This is a genomic window from Pseudomonas sp. NFACC45 (assembly GCF_900113505.1).
Taxonomy (GTDB): Bacteria; Pseudomonadota; Gammaproteobacteria; order Pseudomonadales; family Pseudomonadaceae; genus Aquipseudomonas; species Aquipseudomonas tehranensis.
The window spans coordinates 1-25,186 of record NZ_FOPO01000012.1; the positions used below are offsets into that span (position 1 = coordinate 1).

Annotated in this window: 25 protein-coding genes; 8 read left to right on the top strand and 17 right to left on the bottom strand. The window is 59.6% G+C overall.

Translation table 11 applies throughout. From position 1 onward, the window contains the following. Nucleotides 1–672 (top strand): RHS repeat-associated core domain-containing protein (locus tag BM132_RS21225; RefSeq protein ID WP_305728329.1); only part of this gene is annotated, 672 nt, incomplete at its 5' end. After that, nucleotides 672–1,088: a hypothetical protein gene (locus tag BM132_RS21230; protein ID WP_256244294.1), complete on the top strand. Its 417-nt coding sequence runs from the start codon at nucleotides 672–674 to the stop codon at nucleotides 1,086–1,088. The genes BM132_RS21225 and BM132_RS21230, both read left to right, overlap by 1 nt. A 209-nt stretch (nucleotides 1,089–1,297) precedes the next feature. Here the strand turns inward: BM132_RS21230 and BM132_RS21235 are convergent, their stop codons facing one another. Further along, the gene (locus tag BM132_RS21235; RefSeq protein WP_092458572.1) at nucleotides 1,298–3,085 is read right to left on the bottom strand and encodes a bifunctional diguanylate cyclase/phosphodiesterase; all 1,788 of its coding nucleotides are present in this window, start codon (nucleotides 3,083–3,085) and stop codon (nucleotides 1,298–1,300) included. A 130-nt stretch (nucleotides 3,086–3,215) separates the two neighbouring features. Further along, nucleotides 3,216–5,294 carry a carboxy terminal-processing peptidase gene (locus BM132_RS21240; RefSeq protein WP_177218205.1) on the bottom strand — a complete coding sequence of 693 codons (2,079 nt, stop codon included), beginning with the start codon at nucleotides 5,292–5,294 and terminating at the stop codon, nucleotides 3,216–3,218. A 139-nt stretch (nucleotides 5,295–5,433) separates the two neighbouring features. Here BM132_RS21240 and BM132_RS21245 point away from each other — a divergent pair, with 139 nt between their 5' ends. The 3 genes from BM132_RS21245 to BM132_RS21255 all read left to right on the top strand — a co-directional run bounded on the left by BM132_RS21245 (nucleotide 5,434) and on the right by BM132_RS21255 (nucleotide 8,126). Then, nucleotides 5,434–6,396, top strand: coding sequence for a zinc-binding dehydrogenase (locus BM132_RS21245; RefSeq protein WP_092403471.1), 963 nt, complete (start codon nucleotides 5,434–5,436; stop codon nucleotides 6,394–6,396). Nucleotides 6,397–6,699: 303 nt separating this feature from the next. Next, the gene (locus tag BM132_RS21250) at nucleotides 6,700–7,335 is read left to right on the top strand and encodes a DUF1326 domain-containing protein (protein ID WP_092458874.1); all 636 of its coding nucleotides are present in this window, start codon (nucleotides 6,700–6,702) and stop codon (nucleotides 7,333–7,335) included. Between the two features lie 2 nt (nucleotides 7,336–7,337). Next, on the top strand, nucleotides 7,338–8,126 hold the full coding sequence (locus tag BM132_RS21255) for a DUF2182 domain-containing protein (protein WP_092458577.1): 789 nt from the start codon (nucleotides 7,338–7,340) through the stop codon (nucleotides 8,124–8,126). A gap of 86 nt (nucleotides 8,127–8,212) precedes the next feature. Here the strand turns inward: BM132_RS21255 and BM132_RS21260 are convergent, their stop codons facing one another. The 6 genes from BM132_RS21260 to BM132_RS21285 form a co-directional block, all read right to left on the bottom strand. Then, nucleotides 8,213–8,866, bottom strand: coding sequence for an HAD family hydrolase (locus BM132_RS21260; RefSeq protein WP_092458579.1), 654 nt, complete (start codon nucleotides 8,864–8,866; stop codon nucleotides 8,213–8,215). 46 nt (nucleotides 8,867–8,912) lie between these two features. Next, nucleotides 8,913–9,902: an ABC transporter ATP-binding protein gene (locus tag BM132_RS21265; protein WP_092400274.1), complete on the bottom strand. Its 990-nt coding sequence runs from the start codon at nucleotides 9,900–9,902 to the stop codon at nucleotides 8,913–8,915. Continuing rightward, complete coding sequence (locus BM132_RS21270) at nucleotides 9,899–10,699, bottom strand: ABC transporter permease (RefSeq protein ID WP_092458581.1); 801 nt, start codon at nucleotides 10,697–10,699, stop codon at nucleotides 9,899–9,901. Before BM132_RS21270 ends, BM132_RS21265 begins: the two co-directional genes overlap by 4 nt. Then, the gene (locus BM132_RS21275; protein WP_177218206.1) at nucleotides 10,686–11,522 is read right to left on the bottom strand and encodes an ABC transporter permease; all 837 of its coding nucleotides are present in this window, start codon (nucleotides 11,520–11,522) and stop codon (nucleotides 10,686–10,688) included. Before BM132_RS21275 ends, BM132_RS21270 begins: the two co-directional genes overlap by 14 nt. Nucleotides 11,523–11,527: 5 nt before the next feature. Next, nucleotides 11,528–12,334, bottom strand: coding sequence for an alkaline phosphatase family protein (locus BM132_RS21280; RefSeq protein WP_092458585.1), 807 nt, complete (start codon nucleotides 12,332–12,334; stop codon nucleotides 11,528–11,530). Nucleotides 12,335–12,517: 183 nt separating this feature from the next. Continuing rightward, nucleotides 12,518–13,585 (bottom strand): ABC transporter substrate-binding protein, encoded by a 1,068-nt coding sequence (locus BM132_RS21285; RefSeq protein WP_092458587.1) that lies wholly within the window; start codon nucleotides 13,583–13,585, stop codon nucleotides 12,518–12,520. Between the two features lie 349 nt (nucleotides 13,586–13,934). On the opposite strand from BM132_RS21285, the gene BM132_RS21290 reads away from it, so the two are divergent. Next, a complete protein-coding gene (locus BM132_RS21290) occupies nucleotides 13,935–14,666 on the top strand; it encodes a UTRA domain-containing protein (RefSeq protein WP_092400262.1) in 732 nt (243 codons plus the stop codon). Nucleotides 14,667–14,673: 7 nt separating this feature from the next. On the opposite strand, the gene BM132_RS21295 is transcribed toward BM132_RS21290, so the two are convergent. The 6 genes from BM132_RS21295 to minC all read right to left on the bottom strand — a co-directional run bounded on the left by BM132_RS21295 (nucleotide 14,674) and on the right by minC (nucleotide 19,462). Continuing rightward, nucleotides 14,674–14,856 carry a hypothetical protein gene (locus tag BM132_RS21295; RefSeq protein ID WP_047229644.1) on the bottom strand — a complete coding sequence of 61 codons (183 nt, stop codon included), beginning with the start codon at nucleotides 14,854–14,856 and terminating at the stop codon, nucleotides 14,674–14,676. Nucleotides 14,857–15,136: 280 nt separating this feature from the next. Further along, entirely contained in the window at nucleotides 15,137–16,426 is a 1,290-nt protein-coding gene (locus tag BM132_RS21300) for a M18 family aminopeptidase (protein WP_092458589.1), read from the bottom strand. A 207-nt stretch (nucleotides 16,427–16,633) separates the two neighbouring features. Continuing rightward, entirely contained in the window at nucleotides 16,634–17,269 is a 636-nt protein-coding gene (locus BM132_RS21305; RefSeq protein ID WP_092458591.1) for an RluA family pseudouridine synthase, read from the bottom strand. Nucleotides 17,270–17,459: 190 nt separating this feature from the next. After that, a complete protein-coding gene (minE, locus tag BM132_RS21310) occupies nucleotides 17,460–17,714 on the bottom strand; it encodes a cell division topological specificity factor MinE (protein WP_003179111.1) in 255 nt (84 codons plus the stop codon). Continuing rightward, entirely contained in the window at nucleotides 17,714–18,526 is an 813-nt protein-coding gene (gene minD / locus BM132_RS21315; protein WP_042728954.1) for a septum site-determining protein MinD, read from the bottom strand. Before minD ends, minE begins: the two co-directional genes overlap by 1 nt. Nucleotides 18,527–18,724: 198 nt before the next feature. Continuing rightward, nucleotides 18,725–19,462: a septum site-determining protein MinC gene (gene minC, locus BM132_RS21320; protein WP_092458593.1), complete on the bottom strand. Its 738-nt coding sequence runs from the start codon at nucleotides 19,460–19,462 to the stop codon at nucleotides 18,725–18,727. Nucleotides 19,463–19,580: 118 nt separating this feature from the next. Here minC and BM132_RS21325 point away from each other — a divergent pair, with 118 nt between their 5' ends. Together BM132_RS21325 and BM132_RS21330 are read left to right on the top strand one after the other, a co-directional pair. Beyond that, the gene (locus tag BM132_RS21325) at nucleotides 19,581–20,513 is read left to right on the top strand and encodes a lipid A biosynthesis lauroyl acyltransferase (RefSeq protein ID WP_092458595.1); all 933 of its coding nucleotides are present in this window, start codon (nucleotides 19,581–19,583) and stop codon (nucleotides 20,511–20,513) included. 35 nt (nucleotides 20,514–20,548) lie between these two features. Further along, nucleotides 20,549–21,703 (top strand): patatin-like phospholipase family protein, encoded by a 1,155-nt coding sequence (locus BM132_RS21330; RefSeq protein WP_092400252.1) that lies wholly within the window; start codon nucleotides 20,549–20,551, stop codon nucleotides 21,701–21,703. 220 nt (nucleotides 21,704–21,923) lie between these two features. On the opposite strand, the gene BM132_RS21335 is transcribed toward BM132_RS21330, so the two are convergent. The 3 genes from BM132_RS21335 to BM132_RS21345 all read right to left on the bottom strand — a co-directional run bounded on the left by BM132_RS21335 (nucleotide 21,924) and on the right by BM132_RS21345 (nucleotide 25,075). Continuing rightward, nucleotides 21,924–22,709 carry an outer membrane protein OmpK gene (locus BM132_RS21335; RefSeq protein WP_092458597.1) on the bottom strand — a complete coding sequence of 262 codons (786 nt, stop codon included), beginning with the start codon at nucleotides 22,707–22,709 and terminating at the stop codon, nucleotides 21,924–21,926. Between the two features lie 508 nt (nucleotides 22,710–23,217). Continuing rightward, entirely contained in the window at nucleotides 23,218–24,519 is a 1,302-nt protein-coding gene (locus BM132_RS21340; protein WP_092458599.1) for a urate hydroxylase PuuD, read from the bottom strand. 52 nt (nucleotides 24,520–24,571) lie between these two features. Beyond that, nucleotides 24,572–25,075: an ureidoglycolate lyase gene (locus tag BM132_RS21345; protein WP_092400304.1), complete on the bottom strand. Its 504-nt coding sequence runs from the start codon at nucleotides 25,073–25,075 to the stop codon at nucleotides 24,572–24,574. Between the last annotated feature and the right edge of the window lie 111 nt (nucleotides 25,076–25,186).

Here is a 25,186-nt window from a genome sequence, read left to right on the forward strand (position 1 = left end):
ACCGGCCGTTACTTGACGCCCGACCCGAGCAAACTGGCGGGTGGGCTTAACGGATATCGCTACACCCTGAACCCGACGGGGTGGGTGGATCCGTTGGGGTTGGTGGATTGTCCGGGGAAGGGTGGGTGCAGGTCGGCGGTTGGGGAGCGGGATCCGGCGGTTAAGGTCGGGGTGGATGAGGGTGAGCCGGCGCTGCCGATGACGGCGGAGCAGCGGCGGGCTCGGATTGATGAGTTGGGGGAGGCGAATGCTCGAGGGCGAGTCATTCGAATGGAAGAAGAGTACCGTATGCATACCGTTGAAAAACATAGTCCAGAAATATCAGATGCCGCGCTAAAACAGAGGGCTATTGATGGTGCGAATCCGCATACTGGAAAGATCCCAAAAGGCGCTTATGGGAGTTTAAGCTCCCAATTTAGTAATTGGCGGATTCATTTCAATGCACTGAATAAAGCTATGACGCGAGAAAATCTTGGATTGGAACCATTTACGGGGCGGGACCACAAAAAAGATGGCATTGTAAGGCAAGAGTTACCGGGGGCGGGGCGTGGTTATAGGCCAAATAAGAAAGATATGAAAAATCCAAAGCTGAACGAAAACCTAAATTGGTTTGAGGTTAGGTTTGACAAAAATAAAGTGCCGTACACTGGCTTTCCTACGGGGAGGAAATGATGCTGAAAGATCCTTTTCTAAATGAGAAATTCGTTCCTGATCTTATGTGGTTTATTGGTCAGTTCGACGTCTATGATCGTGAAGAAACACGTGGAGCTACTCTGGAAGTCTACAACCCGAATGATAAGTGTGATCGGTCCGAACTGATCGTTAAATATGGCTTGGATCTAGAGTGTTTGTCCTATAGGCATAAATATGTGCTTGTGGCGTATTTGGAAGATAGGCTTAGTGAACAGGATTTTGACTTTCAAAAATTATTTGAGATAGATGAGGATTGTGCAGGTAGCTGGCCTCGTGATGAGTGGTACAACCTGGAAAATCCTCGAGAGTTTTTTCAGGCGGTGTTCGTGTTGGCAAAAGAAACTTGGAAAGAAGATCTTCAAAAAGCAGCCCTAGAAGACTCATCCACCTGGTAATCAGGATATGAGCGGTTTCCCACTTCTTAATCAACACTCCAGCGAATTGCGCTTGTGGCGACAAAGCTTGCTCCCACTGGGCCTGTAGGAGCTGTCGAGCGAAGCGAGGCTGCGATCTTTTTCCAGACAGTTAAATCTCAAGCGAAAGATCAAGATCAAAAGATCGCAGGCTTCGCCAGCTCCTACAAAATCCTGCGGTGTAGCCGTCATCACACCGACAAACCCACCTCCACCAAAGGCACGCGCTCAGCCAACCCATCAACCAAATAAACACTCCCGCCCAAAATCTCCTTGGCATGATGCTTGGCCTGCGAAGCCAGTTCCGCCAACTGGCTCGCATCCAACTCCCCACAAGCCTCCGAGCGTAAATGCACCACCCCGATCGACAGCGACAGCAAGGCAAATTCCTGCCGAACCCCCTGGCGATTCAACGCGGTAAAACATCCGGCCTCCAGATGTTCAGGACGGTAGAAGCGCCGGCAGTGGGTCTGGAAGTCGCTCAGTAGCTGATTCAGGCGTTTGCGCCAGTCTTCCGGACCGAGAACCAGCAGGAAGTCATCGCCGCCGATGTGACCGACGAAGTCGCGGCTGGGGTCGATGCGTTCGTTCAAGCATTGGGCCAGGCACAGCAGGACTTCGTCGCCGCGGCCGTAGCCGTAGATGTCGTTGAAGGGTTTGAAGCTGTCGATGTCCACGTAGCAGATCACCGATTCCTGTCGTTGTTGCAGCAGCCGCGTCAGGCACTGCTGAATCGGCACGTTGCCCGGCAGCAGGGTCAGCGGGTTGGCGTAGCGGGCCTGTTGGATTTTCAGTTCGGTGATGAGCTTGAGTACGTCGATCACCCGGCCCAGGCCCAGGTAACTGCCGTTGAGGGTGATGATGAAGTCTTCTTCGATGCGTTGTCGGGCGCGGCTGGTGATGAGGCGGCTGACCTGTTGCAACGACTGGTTCAGTTCCACCGCCAGGAAGTCATCGCTCATCAGGCGGCTGATGGGTTTGCGGGCGAAGAGGTCGGTGGCGAAGGGTTTGAGCAAGGCGTCCGAAAGCGAATGACGATGGACGATGCCGCAGGGCTGGTCCTGATCATCCAATACCGCCAGGGAGTTGAGGTTGGCCTGGCGCCGAAATGCCTCCAGTACGGTGGCCGTCGGCGTGTCATGGGTCACCGCCGGTTGTTCGTTGAGCAGCGCCCCGAGGTCGTTGACTTCGTCGGTCAACGCCACCGCACCGGCGTCCTGCCGGGGCATCAGCGCCCTGGCGTCACGGGATGGCTGCTCCTGAGGGCGGGCGAGCAGATAACCCTGAACCAGATCGACGCCCATCTCTATCAATACCGCCAGTTCTTCCGGCAGTTCGATGCCCTCGGCAATCACTTGGGCACGGGAAGCCCGGGCAATTTTCAGGATCGAGCCGACGAACTCGCGCTTTAGGGCATCCTGGTGAATGCCATCGATGAAGTGCCGGTCGATCTTCACGTAATCGGGGCGCAATTCGGACCACAACCGCAGGCTCGAATACCCGGCGCCTAGATCGTCCAGGGCGATGGAGAAACCCATGGCCCGATAATGATGCAGGGCGGTTTGCAGGAGTTGGAAGTCGTCGATCGGCGTTTGTTCGGTCAGTTCGATCACCACCTGGCTGGGCGGGATGCCGAAGTCTTGCAGCAGTTGCAAGGTGCGCCCGGTCTGGTGGGCGGCTTCGAGCAAGGATTCGGGGGACACGTTGAGAAACAGCTTGCCCGGCAGTTTCTGTTCATTGAAACGTTGGCAGGCGCTGCGTCGGCAGGCCAGTTCCAGCTCACTGAGGCGTCCGGCCTGGCGGGCTACGGAGAGCAGGGCGATGGGCGAGTGCAGCGGGCTGTTGGAGGGGCCCCGGGTCAGGGCTTCATAGCCGACGATACGCCGTTCGGAAAGGCAAATGATGGGTTGGAACAGGCTGTGTAAACCGCTTTGAGCCAGGATTGAACTCAAGGCACTCAGCTGTTCTGTCGTGGTCATGGCAATCTCTGGCGATAAAAAAAGGACTGGGCGCCACCCGTTCAAGGGGGCGCCCGGTCCTGTATTTCACGACAGAATGATGTCAGTTTGATGACGCTCCGGGGAGCGTCAGCATTAAATGGCCATCACGTCAGTGCTTGGCAATCGCCGTGTTGAGTTTCAGGTAATCGATGAGGATACGACCGGTCTCGCTCAGGTAGGCATCGTCTTCCGGTTTGGTTTTTTCCGGCTCGGCAATCAGGTCTTCATCCTCTTTCTTCAGTTCTTTGAGCGGCGCTTCACCCTTGGCCTTGCGCCGCAGGTTTTCCATGGTCAGTTGCTTGGCTTCGATGTCGGCATGCTGCGCGCGACGCTCGGCTTCGTTGAGGGTGACGGTTTTCTCCAGCATCAACTTTTGCGCCAAAGCCAACTTGTCACGGATGAAGACAAACTCCGCATCCTGGGACGTGCGAGCATCGTGATCAGCCTTGAGTTGCGCCAGGAACGGCTTGAACGGATCCACCGCCGGCTTGATCGCCGGCCGGATGGTGTCCCACGGCATGGCCTCGGGCAGGGCGCTTTCACCGATTTCCTTGGTGTCGATGATCGACGGGTAGTCGATGTCCGGCAGCACGCCCTGATGCTGGGTGCTCTGGCCGGAAACCCGGTAGAACTTGGCCAGGGTCAGCTTCAGTTCGCCATGGTTGAGCGGCTGGATGGTCTGTACGGTGCCTTTGCCGAAGGTCTGGCCGCCGATGATCAGTGCCCGGTGGTAGTCCTGCATGGCGCCGGCGAAAATCTCCGAGGCCGATGCCGACAGGCGATTGACCAGCAAGGCCATCGGGCCTTTGTAGAACGCGCCCGGGTTTTCGTCTTCCAGCACGTCCACACGGCCATCGGCATTACGCACCAGCACGGTCGGGCCCTTGTCGATGAACAGACTGGTCAGCTCGGTGGCTTCCTGGAGGGAGCCGCCGCCGTTGTTGCGCAAGTCGATGACGACACCGTCGACTTTTTCCTTCTGCAACTCGGTCAGCAGCTTCTTCACATCGCGCGTGGTGCTCTTGTAGTTCGGATCACCGGCGCGGAAGGCCTTGAAGTCCAGGTAGAAGGCCGGGATCTCGATCACACCGAGCTTGTAGTCCTTGCCGTCCTGTTTCAGTTTGAGGACGGATTTTTTGGCCGCCTGCTCCTCCAGCTTCACCGCTTCACGGGTGATGGCCACGATTTTGCTGGTCTGATCGTTCGGCGCATTGCTGGCCGGGATGACTTCCAGGCGCACCACGGAGCCTTTCGGCCCGCGGATCAGCTTGACCACTTCGTCCAGGCGCCAGCCGACCACGTCGACCATTTCCTTGTTGCCTTGGGCGACACCAATGATCTTGTCCGCCGGGCCGACCTGCTTGGTCTTGTCGGCAGGTCCCGCCGGCACCAGGCGCACGATCTTCACTTGATCGTTGTCGCTCTGCAGCACCGCGCCGATGCCTTCCAGGGACAGGCTCATGTTGATGTCGAAGTTTTCCGCATTATCGGGTGACAGATAATTGGTGTGCGGGTCGTAGGACATGGCGAAGGTATTGATGTACGCCTGGAAGATATCTTCGGCGCGGGTCTGGTCCAGGCGCGCCAATTGGTTCTTGTAACGCTTGGTCAGGGTTTCCTGGATCTGCTTGGAGTCCTTGCCGGCGATCTTCATGCGCAGCACTTCGTCCTTGACGCGTTTGCGCCACAGGTCGTCCAGTTCAGCGGTGCTTCTGAGCCAGGCGGCGTCCTTGCGATCCACCTGCAAGGTTTCCTTGGTATTGAAGTCGATCTTGTCGACACCTTTGTTCAACTCGGCAAGGGTGTAATCCAGACGCGCCTTCACGCGATCCAGATAGCGCTTGTAGATGATGAACCCGGCGTTCAGGTCGCCGCTCTTGAGGAAGTCGTCGAACTGGGTTTTCCACTTGTCGAATTCAGCGATATCGCTGGCCAGGAAATAGCTGCGCGAGGGATCAAGCAGCTTCAGGTAGCTGTCGTAGATGATGACTGAACGCGCGTCATCGAGCGGCGGCTTGCTGTAGTGATGGCGCTTGAGCAATTCAACGACGTTAAGGCTGGCAATCACCTCGTCGCGATCAGGCTGAAGCTTGTCCCAGCTATTGGCTGCGAACGTATCGCTCGACAGCGGCAACAGACCGAGGCCAATGACAAGCGCGAGGGCGGTGCTGGGGAACAGGTGCTTCATGCTGATTCGACGCAGGGACAATTGATAACGCATATTAGGCCGTCTTTGAAGTCGCCGGTTCCATGTGGCCCGGGCGCATAATGCAAGAAAGCCCGGCGTTACAGCAGCGGGCCCAGTCGAGACTCACTATGGAGGCACCGTGAAAGCATTGCAAGGCGTTGAAGGCCAAGTGGTATGGGCAGATGAGCCAAGTCCGACGTGTGATGTAGGGCAAGTTCGCATCCGCGTGGCGGCCGCCGGTCTGAATCGAGCCGATTTGTTACAAAAGGCCGGGCATTATCCGCCGCCGCCCGGTGCCAGTCAGGTGCTGGGCCTGGAGTGCTCCGGGGTGATCAGCGAGGTCGGACCGGGTTCCTCGTGGCAGGTTGGCGATCGCGTTTGTGCCCTGCTGGCTGGCGGCGGGATGGCCGAAGAGGTGGTGGTCGATGGCCGGCATGTCCTGCCGGTGCCCGAAGGGTTATCCCTGGCTGAAGCGGCCGCGTTGCCTGAGGTTTACAGCACCGCGTGGCTCAACTTGTTTCAGCTGGCTGCCCTCAAACCGGGTGAGAAAGTGCTGTTGCACGCAGGGGCCAGTGGTGTCGGTTCGGCCGCGATCCAGTTGTGCAAGGCCTTCGGCAACCCGTGCTGGGTCAGCGTCGGTTCGGCTGATCGCCTGAGTTATTGCGAGGCGCTGGGGGCCCAGGGCGGGGTGGTGCGCACCGATGGCCTCGAGAGCCTGAACGACTTCGCCCCTTTCGATGTGATCCTCGATCCGGTGGGCGCGAACTACGCCGCGTTGAACGTGAAACTTTTGTCAGTTGACGGCCGTTGGGTGTTGATTGGCCTGATGGGCGGGCGCTCGACCGAACTCGATCTGGCGCAAGTGCTGGGCAAGCGCATCCAATTGCTCGGCTCGACCTTGCGCAGTCGTGACGATCAGTTCAAGGCCGATCTGATCAGTGAGCTGGGGCAGCAGGTGTGGCCGCTGTTCACCGACAAACGCCTGAGTCCGCAACTGGCCAGGACCTTTGCGATCAAGGATGCCGAAGCGGCGTTCGCGGAGCTGGCGACCAATAAGGTTTCAGGCAAGTTGGTGCTGATAATCGATGAGAGCCTGAGCTGATTTCGGCAGCTATGTGTGCCCTGCGGCAGCGGTGTAGGAGCTGTCGAGTGCAACGAGGCTGCGATCTTTCCCCAGGCCCTTGAATCTCAGCGAAAGATCAAAAGATCGTCCGAACGCGGCCCGAGCCTTCGCCAGCTCCTACAGGCCGCTGCCGACATGACTCGCACCTCTGACCGGCACCCACGGGCAAGCCGACCTTTGGTCGGTAGCGCGTATCCGATTCATGTGCCCTGCTAGCGTTAACTAATGGAGGGATGGGGTAACCGCAGCTTTCATTTCACCAACCAGGTGAAGAGGTTGATCATGGCCATCGCCGAATGGCGCATGCAGGGCGTCGAATTCATTGCCTGCAACTGCAACTGGGGCTGCCCGTGTCAATTCAATGCACCACCGACCCATGGCCACTGCCATGCGGTGGCGTCGATGCGGGTGGAACAGGGGTATTTCAATCAGGTGGCATTGGGAGGTTTGTGTTGGGCCGCCACTTTCGCTTGGCCGGGCGCCATCCATGAGGGCAACGGCAGTTGTCAGGTGTTCATCGATGAACGCGCCGATGAGGCGCAACGCCAGGCCCTGCTGACCATCCTCTCTGGTCTGGAGAGCGACCCCGGGGCCAACGTGTTTCAGGTGTTCAGCAGCACCATGAGTGAAATGTTCGAACCGCAGTTCGTGCCCATCACCCTGTCCATCGATGTCGATCAGCGTTTGGCGCACCTGGACATTCCCGGCGTGCTGCAGGCCAGCGGCGAGCCGATCCGCAGCCCCATCGACGGTTCGCCGCATCGAGTCCGCCTGTCCCTGCCTGACGGCTTCGAGTTCCTTGAAGCTGAAGTCGCCAGCGGCAGCTACCAGACGCATGCAGCCCTCAAACTACAATCCCAGGGCAGTCATAGCCACCTCGCCCACGTGCACTTCACCGGTCATGGCATAGAGCCGTAAAGATGGCAGAGCCTCAGGCGGTGACGCAGAGCAAGCGACTGACAGGCGAGCAGTTGTTGTTCTTGCTCTGCCTGCTCGCGTTGACTGCCCTGGCCTGGTTGATACTGCTGCAGATGGCTCGCGACATGAGTGCGCCGGGCGGCATGGCCGATGCGGCAATGGCCGGTATGCTCATGCCCTGGAGCCTGGGCGATGCGCTGCTGATGTTCGCCATGTGGGTGGTGATGATGATCGGCATGATGCTGCCCAGCGCCCTGCCTATGCTGTTGATCTACCAGCAGATGCTGCGCAAGCGCATGCCGGCACCGCAGCGACACCTGGCCCTGCTGCTGTTCTGCAGCGCCTATGGCCTGGTCTGGGTTGGTTTCGCCTTGGGCGCCACGGCGCTGCAATGGGCGCTCGAGCAGCTCACTCTGCTCAGTCCGGGGATGCGCGTCAGCAGTACCGCGTTGGGCGCCGGCCTGCTGCTGGTCGCAGGCGTCTATCAGTGGCTGCCAAGCAAGGCGGTCTGCCTTGAGCATTGTCGCGGTCCGCTGCATTTTCTTCTCAGCTACTGGCGCCCCGACGTGCTCGGCGGCTGGCGCATGGGTCTGGCCCATGGCGCTTACTGCCTGGGCTGCTGCTGGGCCCTGATGGGCCTGTTGTTCGTTGTCGGCGTGATGAACCTGCTCTGGGTCGCAGTGATCGGCGCCTTCATCCTGCTGGAGAAAAACCTGCCGCAGGGACTCTGGCTCAGTCGCATCTGCGGTGTGTTGTTGCTCGGCTGGAGCTTGTGGTTGCTGCTGGGCTAGGCTGACCTGTGGGAGCCTTATTGCCGGGAGTTACCGACACACCTCGCCACAAAAGCCAGGGTGTTCTTCCTGGGACTGCTCAGTGTTCATTTCCAGGTATGGATTGGCCACCCGGCCGATTCGGCATGGGCCTTCAACACCGCATCCGGGTTCACCACATGGGGATAATCCACCCGCTGTAGCAGCGGCAGGTCGTTGCGCGAGTCGGAATAGAAACTCGCACCCTCAAGGTTTTCTTCCTCGGCATCCAGCCAATCCAGCAGCCGTGCGATCTTGCCTTCGCGATAGGTCAGGGTGCCGACGGTCTTGCCGCTGTACACCCCATGGGTCACTTCCAGTTCAATCGCCAGGATTTCATCAATGCCCAGGCGTTCGGCAATCGGCTTGACCAGGTGCGTGCCGGAGGCGGAGATCACCAGGATCCGGTCACCGGCCTTGCGGTGTTCTGCGATGGTCTTGGTGGCGTCGCTGAAGATGATCGGTTCGATGAAGTCTTCCACCCATGGCGCCACCAGGTGTTCGATTTCTTCCGGGGTGCGGCCGATCATCGGTTCCAGGCTGAAGTCCATGTACTCTTCCATGCGCAGCTTGCCGTGGCTGTAGGCGTCCATCAGCTCGTTGTTGCGACGCATGAACGACTCTGGATCGACCCAGCCCAGGCGCCCCATCTGCTCGCTCCAGAGGGTGGCGCAATCGCCGTGGATCAGGGTTTCGTCCAGATCAAAAATTGCCAGGGCCATCAGCGCGTTTCCCTTTTCAAAATCAATTTCAAAATCAATAAAGCCATCAGGCTACCTCACACAGCGCCGTCGAATCGATGGAAAGTGACAGTCGTGTGCCATCGGGGTGCAAATCGGCGGCGGAACGATTGAGTACGTCGACCACCAGCTCTACGCCGCGGGCCTCGACCCGGTAGCGGATCACGTTGCCCAGCAGGCTGTGGCTGCGGATCAGTGCATCGGGCTCGCCGCTGCGGCTCAGTTCTATGGCTTCCGGACGAATGGCGATGCGACCGGTCACTGGCCGTTGCAGCAGTTTGCTGGCGCTGTCGGCGTCCAGCAGGTTGTAGTTGCCGATGAAGCCGGCGGCAAAGACATCGACCGGCGCAGTGTAAAGGGTTTCGGCATCGCCGCTTTGTACGATCTTTCCCTGGTTCATCAGGAAAATCCGGTCGGACATGGTCAGCGCTTCTTCCTGATCGTGTGTGACGAAGATTGTGGTCAGGCCAAGTTCGCGTTGTATCTGTCGGATCTGTTCGCGCAAATGTTTGCGAATCCGCGCATCCAGGGCCGACAGCGGTTCGTCCAGCAGCAACAGGCGCGGGCGGGTCACCAGGGAGCGGGCCAGGGCCACGCGCTGGCATTGGCCGCCGGAAAGTTGATGGGGGTAGCGAGCGGCGAAGTCGTGCAGCTCCACCAGCCGCAAAATCTCCAGCACCCGCTGACGGCTGTCCTCGGTCGCAACCTTTTGCATGCGCAGGCCGAAGGCGACGTTCTGTTCCACGGTCATGTTGGGAAACAAGGCGTAGCTCTGGAACACCATGCCGATCCCGCGTTTCTGCGGGCTCAGCGGGACGATGTCCTGGCCGTCCAGCAGGATCTGACCGGCATCCACTGTGGTCAGGCCGGCGATGCAGCGCAGCAGTGTGGACTTGCCGCAGCCGGAAGGGCCGAGGAGGGTGACGAACTCGCCCTTGTGGATTTCGCAATTGATGTCGCTGAACACTGGTGTGCCGGCATAGCTTTTTTGCAGGTGTTGGACGCTGACGTAGCTCATTGGCTTTTGTCCTTGTTCAAGATGTTGGCCGCCCAGGTCAGGACCAGTACGAAGAAGAAGTAGGAAATCACCAGCGCACTGGTGAAGTGACCGCTGCTGTTGCGCATGTTGTTCAGATACACCTGGAGGGTTTCATAGCGGGTGCCGACGAGGATGTTGGCAAACACGAACTCACCGAACAGGAACGAGAAGGACAGCAGCAACGCCACCATCAAGCCCTTGCGCAGGTTCGGCAGCACCACCAGCAAAGCCGCCTGGAAGGTGCTGGCGCCGAGCAGTTGGGCGGCATCCATGAGGTCGCGCAGGTTGATCGCTTGCAGGTTGTTGGTGATCGCCCGGTACATGAACGGCAGGGCGACGGTGAAGTAACAACCGATCAGGATCCACGGCGTGCCCACCATCGCCAGCGGCCCGGAACCGTAGAGTTGCAACAGCCCCACCGACGACACCACCGGCGGCACCGCGAAGGGCAGCAGGATGAGGATGTTCATCAGCGCGTCGAGTTTCGGGAAGTGGTAATGCACCACAAACAGCAGCGGCAGGATCAACACCACCGAGAGCACCAGTGCGCCGACGCAGACGATCAGCGATTGGCCGAAGGCGTTGAGAAAGCGCGGATCGCTCCACAACTGCACATACCATTTGAAGGTGAAGCCGCTGGGCAGCACGGTGGCCGACCAACTGCTGGCGATGGAGTAGATCAGCGTGCCGGCCAGGGGCAGCAGCAGGATGGCGAACAGCAGGTACACCACCACCCGATGATAGAGCCCGGCAGAGCTCGATTCAGCGCGAGACATGGTAGCTCCTCTTGAGCAGCAACTGATGGACGACGGTCACCAGGGTCATCAACGCCACCAGCACCACGGCCAGGGCACTGGCCATGTTCGGGTCCAGGGAAATGTCCCCGGAGACCATGGCGGCGATGCGAATCGGCAGAACGTTGAAATTGCCCGTGGTCAGCGCATACACCGTGGCGTAGGCGCCGAGGGCGTTGGCCAGCAGGATCACGAAGGTGCCCAGCAGCGCCGGGGTCAGCACCGGCAGGCCGATGTGCCGCCAGTACTGCCAGCCTTTGGCGCCCAGCAGCGCGGCGGACTCGCGCCAGTCCTCGCGCAGCGCATCGAACGCCGGATAGAGCAGCAGCACGCCCAGGGGAATCTGGAAGTAGGTGTAGAGAATGATCAGCCCGGTTTTCGAGTACAGGTTGAAATCTTCAATGATCCCCGCCTGCTTGAGCATGATGGTGATGCTGCCGTTGAACCCCAGCAAAATGATGAAGGCAAAAGCCAGGGGCACGCCGGCGAAGTTACTGGTCATGTTGGCGAAGGCGTTGACGAAGTTGCGCAGGCGCGAATCGACCCGACGCAAGGAATAGCTGCCGAGTACGGCGATGATGATGCCGAACACGCTGGACCAGAAGCTGATTTCCAGGCTGTGCTGGATCGCTTGGCGGTAGAACTTCGAACTGAAAATCTTGCTGAAATTGGCCAGGCCCCAACCGAATTCTTGCGATTCCAGGCTGTTGACCAGCACCCACAGCAGCGGGGCGATCTGGAACACGATGAAGAAAATCGCGAAGGGCACCAGGCACAACGCTGCCAGCCATTTGCCGCGCGTCATGGCATTCACTTGAGCAACTCCTGGCAATAGGGTTTGTCGTGGGCAACACCGAGCAGTTGGCAAATGCTGCCGCACAGTTCGGTCTGCCTGGGCGCGGCATCGGGGTTGAGGCTGAAGCCGCTGCCCAGGACAAACAGTGGCACTTGCCGTTCTTCAACCAGCAGGCCGTTGTGGGAGCGGTCGTTGTTCATGCCGTGGTCGGATGTCACCAGCACCTGATAACCGGCGTCGAGCCAGGCTTGCAGGTAAACCGCCAGGTTGATGTCGGCCGAGCGGGCGCTGTTGCGGTATTGCGGGCTGTCGAGGCCGTGCTTGTGGCCGGCATCGTCGATGTTCATGGGATGCACCAGCAAAAAATTCGGCAGGTAGCGCTGACGCAGGTGTTCGGCGTCGGCGAACAGATGAGAGTCAGGGTAATGGTCGTTCCAGTAGAAATGGCCGTGTTGAATCGGCAGATCGGGGTTGTCGGTATGACGATCGCGACCGGCCACGAACGGCGAAGCGTTGTAAAGCTCGCTGACCCAGTGATAGGCCGCGGCTGCCGTGCTCAAGCCGCCTGCAGTGGCGTAGTGGAAGATGCTGCGCTGGTTCGACAGGCGCGAGACGTTGTTGTGCACGACCCCGCTGTCGAGCGGCACAACGCCGGTGAGAATGCATTCATAGAGCGGACGGGACAGGGCGGGCAGTTCACATTCCAGTGTGTAGAGCGCCGCGCGTCCTGCGCTGACATAGGCCTGCAAATGCCCCATGGCATGCCGGGCGACCTCATAGTTGAGGCCGTCGAGCACCACCAGGATGACGTTGTGCTTCATGGGTACCGGGACTCCAGCAGGTATCGATTAGATTTCGGGTTTATCTGGATCCATTGTGGGAGCGAGCCTGCTCGCGATGGCGGCCGACCTTCAACAATGATGTTGAATGACCTGCCGCTATCGCGAGCAGGCTCGCTCCCACAGTTGGATGATCTTCAGATATCCGAGTGGGGCATCACCCCTTTACTCCATATTGATGATCACTTCTTCCTGCCACTTCTGCGGCAGTTCCTTGGAGGTTTTTTCCCACGCATCCGCATCCTTGATCGGGGTCACGCCTTTGTACTGTTCGTTGGGCAGCAACTTGGCCTTGACCTCTTCAGGCAAGGTCAGGTGCTCGGCGCGGATCGGACGGGCGTTGCCCTTGGCCAGGTTGATCTGGCCGGCGTCGCTGAAAATGTACTCGCGAGCCAGTTTGGCGGCGTTCGGGTGCTTGGCGTATTTGTTGATGATGGTGGTGTAGCCGGAGATGACCGAGCCGTCGGACGGAATCAGTACGACGTAATCATCCGGATTGGCCATCTTGGCCTTGTAGCTCAGACCGTTGAAGTCCCAGACCACACCGACTTCGACTTCACCCTTTTCCATGGTGGCGATGGTCGGGTTGGCCATGGACAGGCGCCCTTGTTTGGCGATATCGGCGAACATCAGCAGCGCCGGCTGAATGTTTTTCTCGTTGCCGCCATTGGCCAGGGCTGCGGCCAGCACACCGTTGGCGGCTTGGGCGGCGGTGCTCACGTCACCAATGGAAACTTTGTATTTGCCGGTTTTCAGGTCGGCCCATTTGGTCGGCACTTCGGAGCCATGCAGTAGCTTCTTGTTGACGATGAAAGCAATGGTGCCGGTGTAGGCCAGGGCCCAGTTGCCGTCCTTGTCCTTGGCCCAGTCCGGAACCTGTTCCCAGGTGCTCGGCTTGTAGGGTTGAACCACGCCTTGCTTGACCGCGATCGGGCCGAAAGCGGCGCCAACGTCACCGATATCGGCGCTGGCGTTGTCTTTCTCGGCGGCGAACTTGGCGATTTCCTGGGCCGAGCTCATGTCGGTGTCGATGTGTTTCAAACCATAGATTTTGGCCAGGTCATCCCAGGTGGCTTTCCAGTTCGCCCAGTCATCGGGCATGCCGACGCTGTTCACGGTGCCTTCCGCTTTCGCAGCGGCTTCCAGTGTTTTCAAATCGGTGTCAGCGGCCATGGCAGCAGTGCACATGGCAATGGTCGAGCCTAACAGTGATGCCAGGAAAAACTGTTTCATCCGAAGCTCCTATGGGCGTTTTCAACGCTGCGATTGCGGTTGTGTTGGTCTAGGTCAGCAATACCTGAGCCAATGTAGGCGAGCCCTGTGACATTTTGATGTCGGTGCAGGAAAGGTTAGCCCGTGTCAGGCTGGGGCAAAGTGGCTGCCAACTAAGCGTAGACCATGGTTAACCGGCTGATATGCAAGGACTTGGCCGCTAACTTGCAGGCATGACAATGAACCGTTCGGCGGTTCTGTCATCTACCAGTCATGTGCAGTGCCTAGGCTTGCAAGCATGAGAAACGGATGGATGCTCCATCGATTTCGCCCCGAAAGAGTGCTGGTCTAGTCCAGATAGGTAACGTTGATGCGCATCGAAACAACCAAAGCGGTGACAACCATCGGGCAAGTCCTGCAGGAGCAGCTCGACCACGGCTTACTGGCGCCCGGCAGCAAGTTGCCGGCCGAGCGCAAGCTCAGCGAATTGTTCGGCACTACCCGTATCACCGTGCGTGAAGCGTTGTTGCAGCTCGAAGCCCAGGGGCAGATCTATCGCGAGGAGCGCCGTGGCTGGTTTGTCTCGCCGCCACGCCTGGCCTATAACCTGATGCAGCGCAGCCATTTCCACGCCATGGTGACCGCCCAGGGGCGAGTGCCTTCCACTCAGGTGATCTCGGCCCGCCTGCAGCCGGCTTCGGCGGCAGTGTGTGCCTGGCTGCAATTACCGGCGCTGTCCAGTGTGATCCAGATCTGCCGTGTGCGGCGTATCGATGAGCGGCTGGTGCTGTATGTCGAGCACTACCTGAACCCGCAGTACTTTCCGGACATCCTCGAATTCGACCTCAATCAGTCCATCACCGAGTTGTACGCCCGTCATTACGACTTGCACTACGGTCGGGTGAAGTTCGAGATTGTGCCGACCTCGCTACAGCCTGAAGCGGCGGCGGCGTTGAAAGTCTCGGTTGGCAGCCCTGGTTTGCGGATTGCCCGGGTCAATTATGACCAGCATCAGCGGCTGATCGATTGTGACCTGGAGTTCTGGCGTCACGATGCGATTCACGTTGGGGTAGACGTGCCGGAACAACCCCCGGCTGCCTGAGGTGAGGTCAGATCGACTCGTTGAGTTTGGCCAGGATCCTGAACACCACCGTGGCGAGGATCAACAACATGCCGATCCACATGGCAAACACCCCGACGTTCTTGTCTCGGAAGTTGAAGCCGATGGCCAGCAGGATCATGCCGGCGATGATGGGCACCAGCATGGCGTTGAATGCAGACATCGGGATCATGGCGACGGCCTTGTCGGGGGGCGATAAGGTCAGTTTAGTTGGGGTTTTGCCGGGGTGTGATGATGTGGGTCATGGCCACCTCGAATCTTGAGGCGGACATCATTGTGGCGAGGGAGCAAGCTCCCGCTAGACCTGTAGGAGCTGCCGAAGGCTCGGGCCGCGTTCGGACGATCTTTTGATCTTTCGCTTGAAACTCAAGTGTCTGGGGAAAGATCGCAGCCTCGTTGCACTCGGCAGCTCCTACAGGTCTAGCGGGAGGAAGCGCCCTCGCCACAAAGGCTCAAGGCAACTCACGACAGGCATAAAACGCGCTCAACACCTTCACCAAATGCGCCAGGTCGTGACTGCCGCACAGTTCGCGGATCGAGTGCATGGCGAACGTCGGCAAGCCGATGTCCACTGTGCGTACACCCAACTGACTGGCGGTGATCGGGCCGATGGTCGAGCCGCAGCCCATGTCGCTGCGCACCACGAAGCTCTGCACCGGTACTTCCTCGGCCATGCACAGGTGACGGAAGAACCCGGCGGTTTCGCTGTTGGTGGCGTAGCGCTGGTTGGTGTTGACCTTGATCACCGGCCCGGCGTTGAGTTTCGGGCCGTGGTTGGCGTCGTGTTTGTCGGCGTAGTTGGGGTGCACGCCGTGAGCGTTGTCCGCGGAAACCAGCAGGGATTTCTGAATGGTCCGTACGAACTCTTCACCTTCAGGCAGCAAACGACGCAGGGTCTGTTCCAGCATCGGACCGTCGGCGCCACAGGCCGAGCAAGAGCCGACTTCCTCGTGGTCGTTGCACACCAGCACGCAGGTCTCTTCGGTGTCTGCGTTCAACAAGGCTTGCAGGCCGGCGTAGCACGACAGCAGGTTGTCCAGGCGTGCGCCGGCAATGAAATCGCCATGCAGGCCGATGAGCGCGGCGCTTTGGGTGTCGTAGAAACTCAGCTCGTAATCGAGTACCACGTCGGCGTTCAGGCCGTGCTCGCGGGCCAGTTGATCGGTGAGCACGGCACGGAAGTCGACGCGCTCGTCACCGGCGAACTGGGCAAGGATCGGTGGCAACTCATTCTGTGGATTGATCGCCCAGCCCTGGTTGGCTTCGCGATTGAGGTGGATGGCCAGGTTCGGAATCGTGGCGATCGGCGCCTTGAAATCGATCAACTGGCTTTCGACCTTGCCATCGCGGCGGAAGGTCACGCGCCCGGCCAGGGACAAATCGCGGTCGAACCACGGCGCCAGCAACGCGCCGCCATAGACTTCCACGCCCAGTTGCCAGAACCCGTGGCGTTGCAGTTCCGGCTGGGGCTTGACCCGCAGGCAGGGGCTGTCGGTGTGGGCGCCGACCAGGCGGATGCCGTCGTGCAGCGGCGAATTGCGGCCCAGCTTGAAGGCGATGATTGAAGAGTCGTTGCGCGTGACGTAGTAACGGCCGTTGGCCTCGGTGGTCCAGGTCTCGCGTTCGTCAAGACGCTGATAACCTTCCGCCTCCAGGCGTTGGGCAAGGCTGGCGGTGGCATGGAACGGGGTGGGAGAGGCCTTGAGAAAGTCGATCAGGCCCTGGTTCAACTCTGCGCGCATAAATAACTCCAGACAGCAATGCGCGGGAGTTTACCGTATTGGGGGGCGATGGGGAGGGTGGCCAGTGATTGATATCTGCGTTGAATGTGCCGCCCCCATCGCGAGCAGGCTCGCTCCCACAGGGGGCTCAGGGTGAACACAAATTTTGTGTACGCCTGCAATCCAATGTGGGAGCGAGCCTGCTCGCGATGCAAGCGCCGCTATTTTTCAGAACGGCGCCGGGCACTCGAAGCGCAGGCGTTCGCCGCTTTGCGGGTGGGTGAAGCTGAGCATGCTGGCGTGCAGGCACAGCCGTGGCCGCGCAACGAGGGCCTGGGGATGGGCGTAGAGGCCGTCGCCCAGCAGCGGATGACCGATGGACAGCATGTGCACGCGCAACTGATGCGAGCGCCCGGTAATCGGCGTCAGTTCGACCCGGCACCAGTCGCCGCAACGCTCCAGCACGCGCCAGAAGGTCAGGGCGTGCTTGCCGTGCTCATGATCCACCACGTGGCGCGGTTTGGTCGGTGGGTCGTAGCGCAGGGGCAGGTCGATGCTGCCGCTGTCCAGCTCCGGTTGGCCCCAGCACAATGCTGTGTAGGCCTTTTCGGTTTCCCGGTCATGAAACTGCCGAGACAGTTCGCGATGGGTGTCCGGGTCTCGGGCCAGCAGGATGATGCCAGAGGTTTCCCAGTCCAGCCGGTGCACGATTCGCGCTTCCGGGTAGCCGTTTTCCTGCAGGCGGGTGATCAGGCAGTCTTTGTTATCGTCGGCCCGGCCGGGCACGGACAGCAGCAGGGTCGGCTTGTCGACCACCAGGACGGCGGCGTCCTGATGGATGATGCGGATGTTGGACAGGGGCATTCAAACAGTCTCGTAACAAACGCCAACGGCGGCTCGGGCCTATCGCCGTCCTGTATGTAGGAGCTGGCGAAGCCTGCGATCTTCGAACTTACTTGAGTCTCAAGTGCAAGATCAAAAGATCGCAGGCTTCGCCAGCTCCTACACACACAGAGCGATGAGGCCCGAGCCGCCGTGGCTCCCGCAGGATCTATCAGCGATCCGGCAGGGTGATATTGAGTTCCAGAATCGAGCAACTGCCCTGGCTTTCCAGCGCCACATGCACATCATCAGACCCGATGTTGACGTACTTGCGGATCACTTCCACCAGTTCTTTCTGCAAGGCTGGCAGATAATCAGGGGTACTGCGCTGGCCGCGCTCGTGCGCCACGATGATCTGTAGACGCTCTTTCGCGACCGAGGCGGTACTTGGCTTTTTGTTGGCACGAAAGAAGTCAAAAAGATTCATTACCTACCTCCAAACAGGCGCTCGAAGAAACCTTTCTTCGTTACATCGAGGAATCGATGCTCTACGGTTTTGCCCAGCAGGCGATCGACCGCGTCGCTGTACGCCTGACCGGCGTCGCTCTGGTCGTCGAGAATTACCGGCACGCCCGAGTTGGAGGCCTTGAGTACCGCTTGGGATTCAGGAATCACACCCAGCAGGGTAACAGCGAGGATTTCCTTGACGTCTTCGACGCCCAGCATTTCCCCATCGCTGACGCGTTGCGGATTGTAGCGGGTCAGCAGCAGGTGCTCCTTGATCGGCTCTTCGCCGTTCTCGGCGCGACGGGATTTGCTCGCCAGCAGGCCCAGCATGCGATCGGAGTCGCGTACCGACGAGACTTCCGGGTTGGTCACGACGATCGCTTCGTCAGCGAAGTACATGGCCAGGTGGGCACCTTTCTCGATACCGGCCGGGGAGTCGCACACCACGAACTCAAAGTCTTCCTTGAGTTGCATCAGCACTTTTTCCACGCCTTCCTGGGTCAGCGCGTCTTTGTCGCGGGTCTGGCTGGCGGCCAGCACGTACAGATTCTCAAGGCGCTTGTCCTTGATCAGGGCTTGTTGCAGGTTCGCTTCACCGTTGACCACGTTGACGAAGTCATAGACCACGCGACGCTCGCAACCCATGATCAGGTCGAGGTTACGCAGGCCGACGTCGAAATCGACGATGACTGTTTTATGGCCGCGCAGAGCGAGGCCGGTACCGATAGCGGCGCTGGTGGTGGTCTTACCCACACCACCCTTGCCGGATGTAACCACGAGAATCTTGGCCAAGGTGTTTCACCCCTAAGGAAAAAGGACTTTTTCAGCCCCTGAAAAACATCTCTGAAACTGCTGCAATTGGACAGGCTTGGCTGGAATCGGATGCTGGACGGGTCTACCTCCGGTAAACACTGCCTTATCCTTTTTCCTACGTCGTTTAAGCCGTTTTCGCTACGTTTTAGAGATGCTTGGAAAATGCGGCAGTATCCGTTAAAGCCGAATGATGTTCAACACGTCGCCCGACAGGCTGACCTGGACACCGGCCCCCCACAGCGGGTCGCGACGCAGATCCTCGGAAACCTTGTACTGTCCGGCGATAGAGACCAGTTCAGCGCTCAACTGCTGACAGAAAATCCTGGCTTTCGTATCGCCCTTGACACCGGCCAGGGCACGGCCGCGCATCGGGCCGTATACATGGATGTTGCCATCGGCCAGAAGTTCCGCGCCCGGGCTGACCGAGGACACCACGACCAAATCGCCACCCTGGGCATAGATCTGCTGCCCGCCACGTACCGGAGAGGTGATGACCCGGGTCGGCTTGATGGTCGGTTCTGGCGGTTTTTCCGGCTTTTTCCGGGGCTCGGCCGGACTTAGCTCCAGCACCCGTTCCCGGGCGCCGGAGGGCGGCAGCACCGGAATGTCCACGGCGATGGCGGCGGCGATGTCTTCGATACGGCTGGCCCGGATCGCCAGGGTGCGCAGGCCGTGCTGGCGGCAAACCCGCATCAGGCCCGGCAGATCCACGGCGCCTTCGCCGGCCGGCAGCTTGTCCAGGGCCAGTACCAACGGGGCATTGCTGAAGAAATTCGGGGCCTGGGCGACTTTGGCCGCCAACTGCCGGTCAAGGCTCTCCAGGTCGTTGCGGGCCAGCTCCAGCACCGTAATGGCGAGCATGCTGCCCTTCAGCTGGAACACGGGATCTTGGTCTAGCGGTTCGGTTTGGCTCATGGTCGGCGTACAACGGCTTGTCACTAAAAGTGCCGAGACTTATAACGAGATCGTCCCCGGGCCGCAAGCCGGGTCGAACGATGTAGAATGCGCGGCCCATGTCTTTATGGAAGCTGTAATGGATCGCCCGCGTTTTCGAGCTGCATTTTTTCATCCGCGTTTCTGGCTGCTGTGGTGCGGTCTGGGGCTGTTGTGGCTGATTGTTCAGTTGCCCTATCCGCTGCTGCTGCGCGCCGGTCGTGTATTGGGTGCGCTGATGTATCGTGTGGCCGGCGACAGACGGCGCATCGCCCAGCGCAATCTGGAACTGTGTTTTCCTGAAAAGTCCGCTGCCGAGCGTAAGCGCCTGCTCAAGGAAAATTTTGCCTCCACCGGTATCGCCTTCTTTGAAATGGCCATGAGTTGGTGGTGGTCGCGCTCGCGCCTGGCGAAGCTGGCCCATGTCGAAGGTCTGGAGCATCTCAAGCAGGCCCAGCGCGAGGGCAAAGGGGTGATTCTGATGGCGCTGCACTTCACCACGCTGGAAATCGGCGCGGCCTTGCTCGGCCAGCAGCACACCATCGACGGCATGTACCGCGAGCACAAGAATCCGCTGTTTGACTACATCCAGCGGCGTGGGCGCGAGCGACACAATCTTGATTCCCTGGCGGTGGAACGTGACGACGTGCGCGGCATGCTCAAGCTGCTGCGGGCCGGTCGGGCGATCTGGTATGCGCCGGACCAGGACTACGGCGCCAAGCAAAGCGTCTTCGTGCCGCTGTTCGGAATCCAGGCCGCGACGGTTACGGCCACCAGCAAGTTCGCTCGCCTGGGCAAGGCACGGGTGGTGCCGTTCATCCAGGAGCGTCTGGCTGATGGCAGTGGTTACCGTTTGGTGATCCAGGCGCCACTGGAAGATTTTCCAGGGGAGAGCGAAGAGGCCGATTGCATCCGTATCAATCGGTGGGTGGAGCAGTCGGTCAGCAGATGCCCCGAGCAATACCTCTGGGCTCACCGGCGCTTCAAGAGCCGTCCGCCGGGCGAGCCGAAGCTGTATGACAAACGCGGTTAGGCCTGTCGTCCACTTATTGAACACGGAGCGTTGCGATGACCCCACTTGAACCGGTGACAGGTTTGATTCTTTCCGGCGGCGGGGCGCGGGCAGCGTATCAAGTGGGGGTATTGGCAGCGATTGCCGAATTGTTGCCGGACGGGGCGGATAACCCGTTCCCGGTGATTGTCGGCACCTCAGCCGGGGCAATCAACGCGGTCAGCCTGGCCAGCGGGGCGATGGACTTCAAAACGGCCATCGAGCGCCTGACTGCCTTCTGGCAAGCGGTGCGCAGCCATCAGGTGATGCGCAGCGACTGGTGGGGCGTGATTGCCCAGGCAACCCGTTTCATCAGCCACAGCTTGCTGGGCCTGGGCGCGCGGTTACCGGTGGCGCTGATCGACAGTTCGCCGTTGCGCGAACTGCTCCAGTCTCAATTCCACGCCTCCGGTATCGAACAGGCGATCGCGCAGCAGCAATTGCGGGCCGTGGCGGTGACTGCGTTCGGTTATGAGTCCGGCCAGGCTGTGACCTTCTACCAGGGCCGCGGCACCATCGGCGCCTGGTTGCGGCATCGGCGAATCGGCGTACCGGCGCTGTTGTCGGTGGAGCACCTGCTCGCCAGTTCAGCGATCCCCCTGCTGTTCGCGCCGGTCAGGATCGGCCCGGAATATTTCGGCGACGGCGCGGTGCGTCAATCGGCTCCCATCAGCCCGGCCCTGCACCTGGGGGCCAATCGCGTGCTGGTCATCGGGGTCAGCGGCAATCCGCGTGGCCTTGGTTCGTCAGAGCCGTTGCAGCGCAGTTACACCGGCCAGCAACCGACGCTGGCGCAGATCGGTGGCCACATGCTCAACAGCACGTTCATTGACAGCCTGGAAAGCGACATCGAGTTGTTGGAGCGTCTGAATGGCTTCAGTCATCTGCTGCCCGATGACGTGCCGGCGCATGCGCTGGGCGCGGCGCCGGTGGAGGTGTTAGTGATTTCGCCGAGCCAGCCGATCGACGAAATCGCCGCCCGCCATCGCCTGGAATTGCCCCGCGCGCTGCGCATGTTCCTGCGCGGGCCGGGCGCAACCAAGACCAGCGGTGCCGGGGTGCTGAGTTATCTGCTGTTCGAAGCGGGCTATTGCAGTGAACTGATCGAGTTGGGGCGCCAGGATGCCTTGGCCCAGCGCGAGGCGTTGAGCCGGTTTTTGCGGTTGTCCTGAAGATTGATGCAAGCAGTCCCACCGCTATCGCGAGCAGGCTCGCTCCCACAGGGGATTTGTGGTGGATGTGAATCTTGCAGCCACCCGGAAAAAACTGTGGGAGCGAGCCTGCTCGCGATGACGGCGGCATATCCAACAGCTATTTAGCCTGACCCACCGCCATCGCGAGCAAGCTCGCTCCCACCTGGATCCTTGTGTTTCCAGAGTTCAGGTGAATCAATCAGAAGTGATACTTGAGCAAGAAGCTGGTATTGCTCTGATCGGTCTTGAAGCCCTCGCTGTCTTTGATCCCGTATTTGTTCTTCCAGTAGTCGTATTCCACACCCACATACAACTGTTTGGCGCCCAGCTTCAGTGCCTTGCCCAAGTCATATTTGATCTGCGGGTTGATGTGCAGGTTGGCGTGGTAGGTGCCTTTGGAGTTGCTGTCGTTGTCCACCACCCAGTCGATGAAGCCGTCGATCAGGATGTCGGATGAGCCCACCGGGAGGGTGTAGGCCCAGGTCGGTGTAATCTGCCAGACGTTGTCGCCAGCGCGCGGACCTTCGGTCTGGCGGTTGTAGAAATTCAACTGGAAGTAATCGAAACCGGGGATCGCCAGGTCGAAGCCCGGACCGATCAGGTAGGACTCGTTGTCACCCTCACCGAACTCATAGGTCATGGCCAGCAACACATCTTTGATCGGACCCAGTTCCAGCTTCTGGTCGAAGATTTTGCCGAACGACAGGCGTGGGCTGAACTCACCGTAGTAGGTGTTCGGGCCGGAATTGCTGTCGTCCTGGCCGTTGTAGAAGATCCGGTCGAGGAAGAAGAAGTTGTCGCCGTATTTCCAGGCATCGGCGTGCTCGAAGGTCACGGTTTGCTGGATGCGCGGGTTGACCTGGAAATCCTTGCCATAGAGGTAAGTCAGGCTGTTGTTCTGCCATTGGAACAGGTCGTCGGCCATCGCTTGGCCGGCGGTCAGCAAAGATCCCGCAAGTATCAGGCTGGTGCACGTATGTTTCATTCGGTTTGCTCCCAAAGGTAAGTGGTACTGCTTTTTTTTTTAAGATCAGCGCTCTGGTGTGGCGCTTTTTTCTACGGAAAAAACATCCGTTCGGTCAGCTTTTTGTTTGTGACAAGCGCTGACAGCAAGAGCTGAGCCAAGACCGGGATAAATCGGAAAAATGGCTTGTTCAGTGGTGTGAAGCGGTCGAAAAAGTGTGTTCAGCGGGAGCCGATATCTGCCAACACTGCAATAGTTGGCGTATCGGTCAGGATCTGCTGGTTTTATGCGGTACCGGATTCAAACGGCCGCGCAGGATACGGCCCTGCATTCATGGGCTCAAGTGCCCTGCAACGGCGCATTCGTGGCAAATTTGGGGCGTGATGGCGGGGCTGGGTCATCTGATGCTTTCCTCTTGTTTTTATTGTTGAGGCGCAGGCAGTCGCTGACGGGCGACCGGTGGTGTGCCGGTCTGCCTGTCAGCGGTATTACGTGTAGCGGGTGATGTCAGGTTTGATGTCGGCGGGACTCAGTTGGTCCGCGCCCCCTGGGTGATCCACGCGCCGATCAGGTCGCGTTCCTGTTGGGTCATCTGGGTGATATTGCCCAGAGGCATGATCTGCGTCGCCACGGCCTGGGCCTGGATGCGCGCGGCTTGTTGCTGGATCTGTTGCGGGGTATCGAACATCACACCGCCCGGCGCGGCGCTGAACAACGGGCTGGTGGGTTTGGCCGAATGGCAGACCGAGCAGCGCTCCTGAATCACGCTATGGACTTTCTCGAAGGAAGGACCTTGGACATTGGCGGCCTGGGCCGGCGTCGATGCCGGTGCGGCCGCGGGCGTTGCCGGTTTCGCGCCGCCGCCCACTGCCGTTTCCGGCAACGGTTGGTACTCGATCACGCCAGGGGCTTTGGCGACTTCCGGCGCTGTGGCCATGGGTTTTGGACCCGTGACATAAGCCAGGCAGATCATCGCCAGCGCGCCGACCGGCAGCGTCCAGGCATACTTGTTGCTGTCGTGACGGGTATTGAAATAATGCCGCACCAACACCGCCGCCACGGCGATCCCAGCCAGGATCAACCAGTTGTACTGGCTGCCATAAGTGCTCGGGAAATGGTTGCTGATCATGATGAACAGCACCGGCAGGGTGAAGTAGTTGTTGTGGCGCGAACGCAACAGGCCCTTGGCCGGCAGTGCCGGATCCGGGGTGCGGTTCTCGGCAATGGCTGCCACCAGCGCGCGTTGGGCCGGCATGATGATGCGGAACACGTTGCCGACCATGATCGTCCCGATAACTGCCCCGACATGCAGGTAGGCACCGCGACCGCTGAACACCTGGCTGAACCCGTAGGCCGCGGCGATCAACAGCACGAACAGGATCAGGCCGAGCAGGGCAGGGCGTTTGCCCAGGGCCGAGTCGCAGAGAAAGGAATACACGAACCAGCCGACGAACAACGAGCCGATGCCCAGGGCGACGCCTTCGGCCCCGCTCAGGCTGCTGCCCGGTGCCAGCAGGTACAGGGTCGGGTTCCAATAAAACACCAGGCACAGCAGGGCGACGCCCGACATCCAGGTGAAGTAGGCTTCCCATTTGAACCAGTGCAGATTGTCCGGCATGGACGGCGGCGCGAGTTTGTATTTCTCCAGGTGGTAGATGCCGCCACCGTGGATGGCCCACAAATCACCGGCCAGACCGCTTTTGGGGTTGACGCGATTGAGGTTGTTTTCCAGCCAGACGAAGTAGAACGACGCGCCGATCCAGGCCACGCCAGTGATCATATGAACCCAGCGCACACTCAGGTTCAGCCATTCCAGCATATGTGCTTCCACAGTCTTTACCTCTCGCCCGTCACGCTTGTTTTCGCGTGATCGGACGCTTCTCTTATTGGTGGGGGGCGAGGATCAAACACTCATCCTCTTTGAAGAAATGCTCATCGCAGTTATTGCCTGTGCCACTGCGATCAACCACCAGGAAGTCATCCCGCTTTTCGATCGTCAGCACCGGGTGGTGCCAGACGCCGCGATGGTAATTGATGCCCTGCCTGCCGTTGGTGACGAAGGCGCGGGCCAAACCTGATACAGGTACATCGCCAAGTGGCGCGACCACGATCAGAAAGGGGTTGCCGAGCAGCGGAATAAACGCCTGGCTGCCCAGCGGATGGCGCTCCAGCATGCGCACGGTCAACGGCATGTCCAGCGCATCGGCGCGGAAGATGCTGATGATCGCCTTGTCGTCCGGCTCGGCGGTTTCAACCGTCGCCAGGCGATGGAAGCGCATGGTCGAACCGTTGTTGATCATGAAGTGATCGCTGCCGTCGGTTTCGATCACGTCACCGAACGGGGCGAAGGCTTCTTTGGTCAACGGTTCGATCTTGAGTGTGCGCATGCTGGTCTTCTTATCTTTGAAATGTATTTTCAGTTCACTGCATTCCCTGTAGGAGCTGGCGAAGCCTGCGATCTTTTTGATCTTGCCCTTTGAGAAACAAAGATCAAAAGA

What these genes read in the sequence shown, in the direction of transcription:
- BM132_RS21230 (WP_256244294.1), top strand. Translation starts at nt 672, where the DNA reads ATGCTGAAAGATCCTTTTCTAAATGAGAAATTCGTTCCTGATCTTATG.
- BM132_RS21235 (WP_092458572.1), bottom strand. Translation starts at nt 3,085, where the DNA reads ATGACCACGACAGAACAGCTGAGTGCCTTGAGTTCAATCCTGGCTCAA.
- BM132_RS21240 (WP_177218205.1), bottom strand. Translation starts at nt 5,294, where the DNA reads ATGAAGCACCTGTTCCCCAGCACCGCCCTCGCGCTTGTCATTGGCCTC.
- BM132_RS21250 (WP_092458874.1), top strand. Translation starts at nt 6,700, where the DNA reads ATGGCCATCGCCGAATGGCGCATGCAGGGCGTCGAATTCATTGCCTGC.
- BM132_RS21255 (WP_092458577.1), top strand. Translation starts at nt 7,338, where the DNA reads ATGGCAGAGCCTCAGGCGGTGACGCAGAGCAAGCGACTGACAGGCGAG.
- BM132_RS21260 (WP_092458579.1), bottom strand. Translation starts at nt 8,866, where the DNA reads ATGGCCCTGGCAATTTTTGATCTGGACGAAACCCTGATCCACGGCGAT.
- BM132_RS21265 (WP_092400274.1), bottom strand. Translation starts at nt 9,902, where the DNA reads ATGAGCTACGTCAGCGTCCAACACCTGCAAAAAAGCTATGCCGGCACA.
- BM132_RS21270 (WP_092458581.1), bottom strand. Translation starts at nt 10,699, where the DNA reads ATGTCTCGCGCTGAATCGAGCTCTGCCGGGCTCTATCATCGGGTGGTG.
- BM132_RS21275 (WP_177218206.1), bottom strand. Translation starts at nt 11,522, where the DNA reads ATGACGCGCGGCAAATGGCTGGCAGCGTTGTGCCTGGTGCCCTTCGCG.
- BM132_RS21280 (WP_092458585.1), bottom strand. Translation starts at nt 12,334, where the DNA reads ATGAAGCACAACGTCATCCTGGTGGTGCTCGACGGCCTCAACTATGAG.
- BM132_RS21285 (WP_092458587.1), bottom strand. Translation starts at nt 13,585, where the DNA reads ATGAAACAGTTTTTCCTGGCATCACTGTTAGGCTCGACCATTGCCATG.
- BM132_RS21290 (WP_092400262.1), top strand. Translation starts at nt 13,935, where the DNA reads ATGCGCATCGAAACAACCAAAGCGGTGACAACCATCGGGCAAGTCCTG.
- BM132_RS21295 (WP_047229644.1), bottom strand. Translation starts at nt 14,856, where the DNA reads ATGATCCCGATGTCTGCATTCAACGCCATGCTGGTGCCCATCATCGCC.
- BM132_RS21300 (WP_092458589.1), bottom strand. Translation starts at nt 16,426, where the DNA reads ATGCGCGCAGAGTTGAACCAGGGCCTGATCGACTTTCTCAAGGCCTCT.
- BM132_RS21305 (WP_092458591.1), bottom strand. Translation starts at nt 17,269, where the DNA reads ATGCCCCTGTCCAACATCCGCATCATCCATCAGGACGCCGCCGTCCTG.
- minE (WP_003179111.1), bottom strand. Translation starts at nt 17,714, where the DNA reads ATGAATCTTTTTGACTTCTTTCGTGCCAACAAAAAGCCAAGTACCGCC.
- minC (WP_092458593.1), bottom strand. Translation starts at nt 19,462, where the DNA reads ATGAGCCAAACCGAACCGCTAGACCAAGATCCCGTGTTCCAGCTGAAG.
- BM132_RS21325 (WP_092458595.1), top strand. Translation starts at nt 19,581, where the DNA reads ATGGATCGCCCGCGTTTTCGAGCTGCATTTTTTCATCCGCGTTTCTGG.
- BM132_RS21330 (WP_092400252.1), top strand. Translation starts at nt 20,549, where the DNA reads ATGACCCCACTTGAACCGGTGACAGGTTTGATTCTTTCCGGCGGCGGG.
- BM132_RS21335 (WP_092458597.1), bottom strand. Translation starts at nt 22,709, where the DNA reads ATGAAACATACGTGCACCAGCCTGATACTTGCGGGATCTTTGCTGACC.
- BM132_RS21345 (WP_092400304.1), bottom strand. Translation starts at nt 25,075, where the DNA reads ATGCGCACACTCAAGATCGAACCGTTGACCAAAGAAGCCTTCGCCCCG.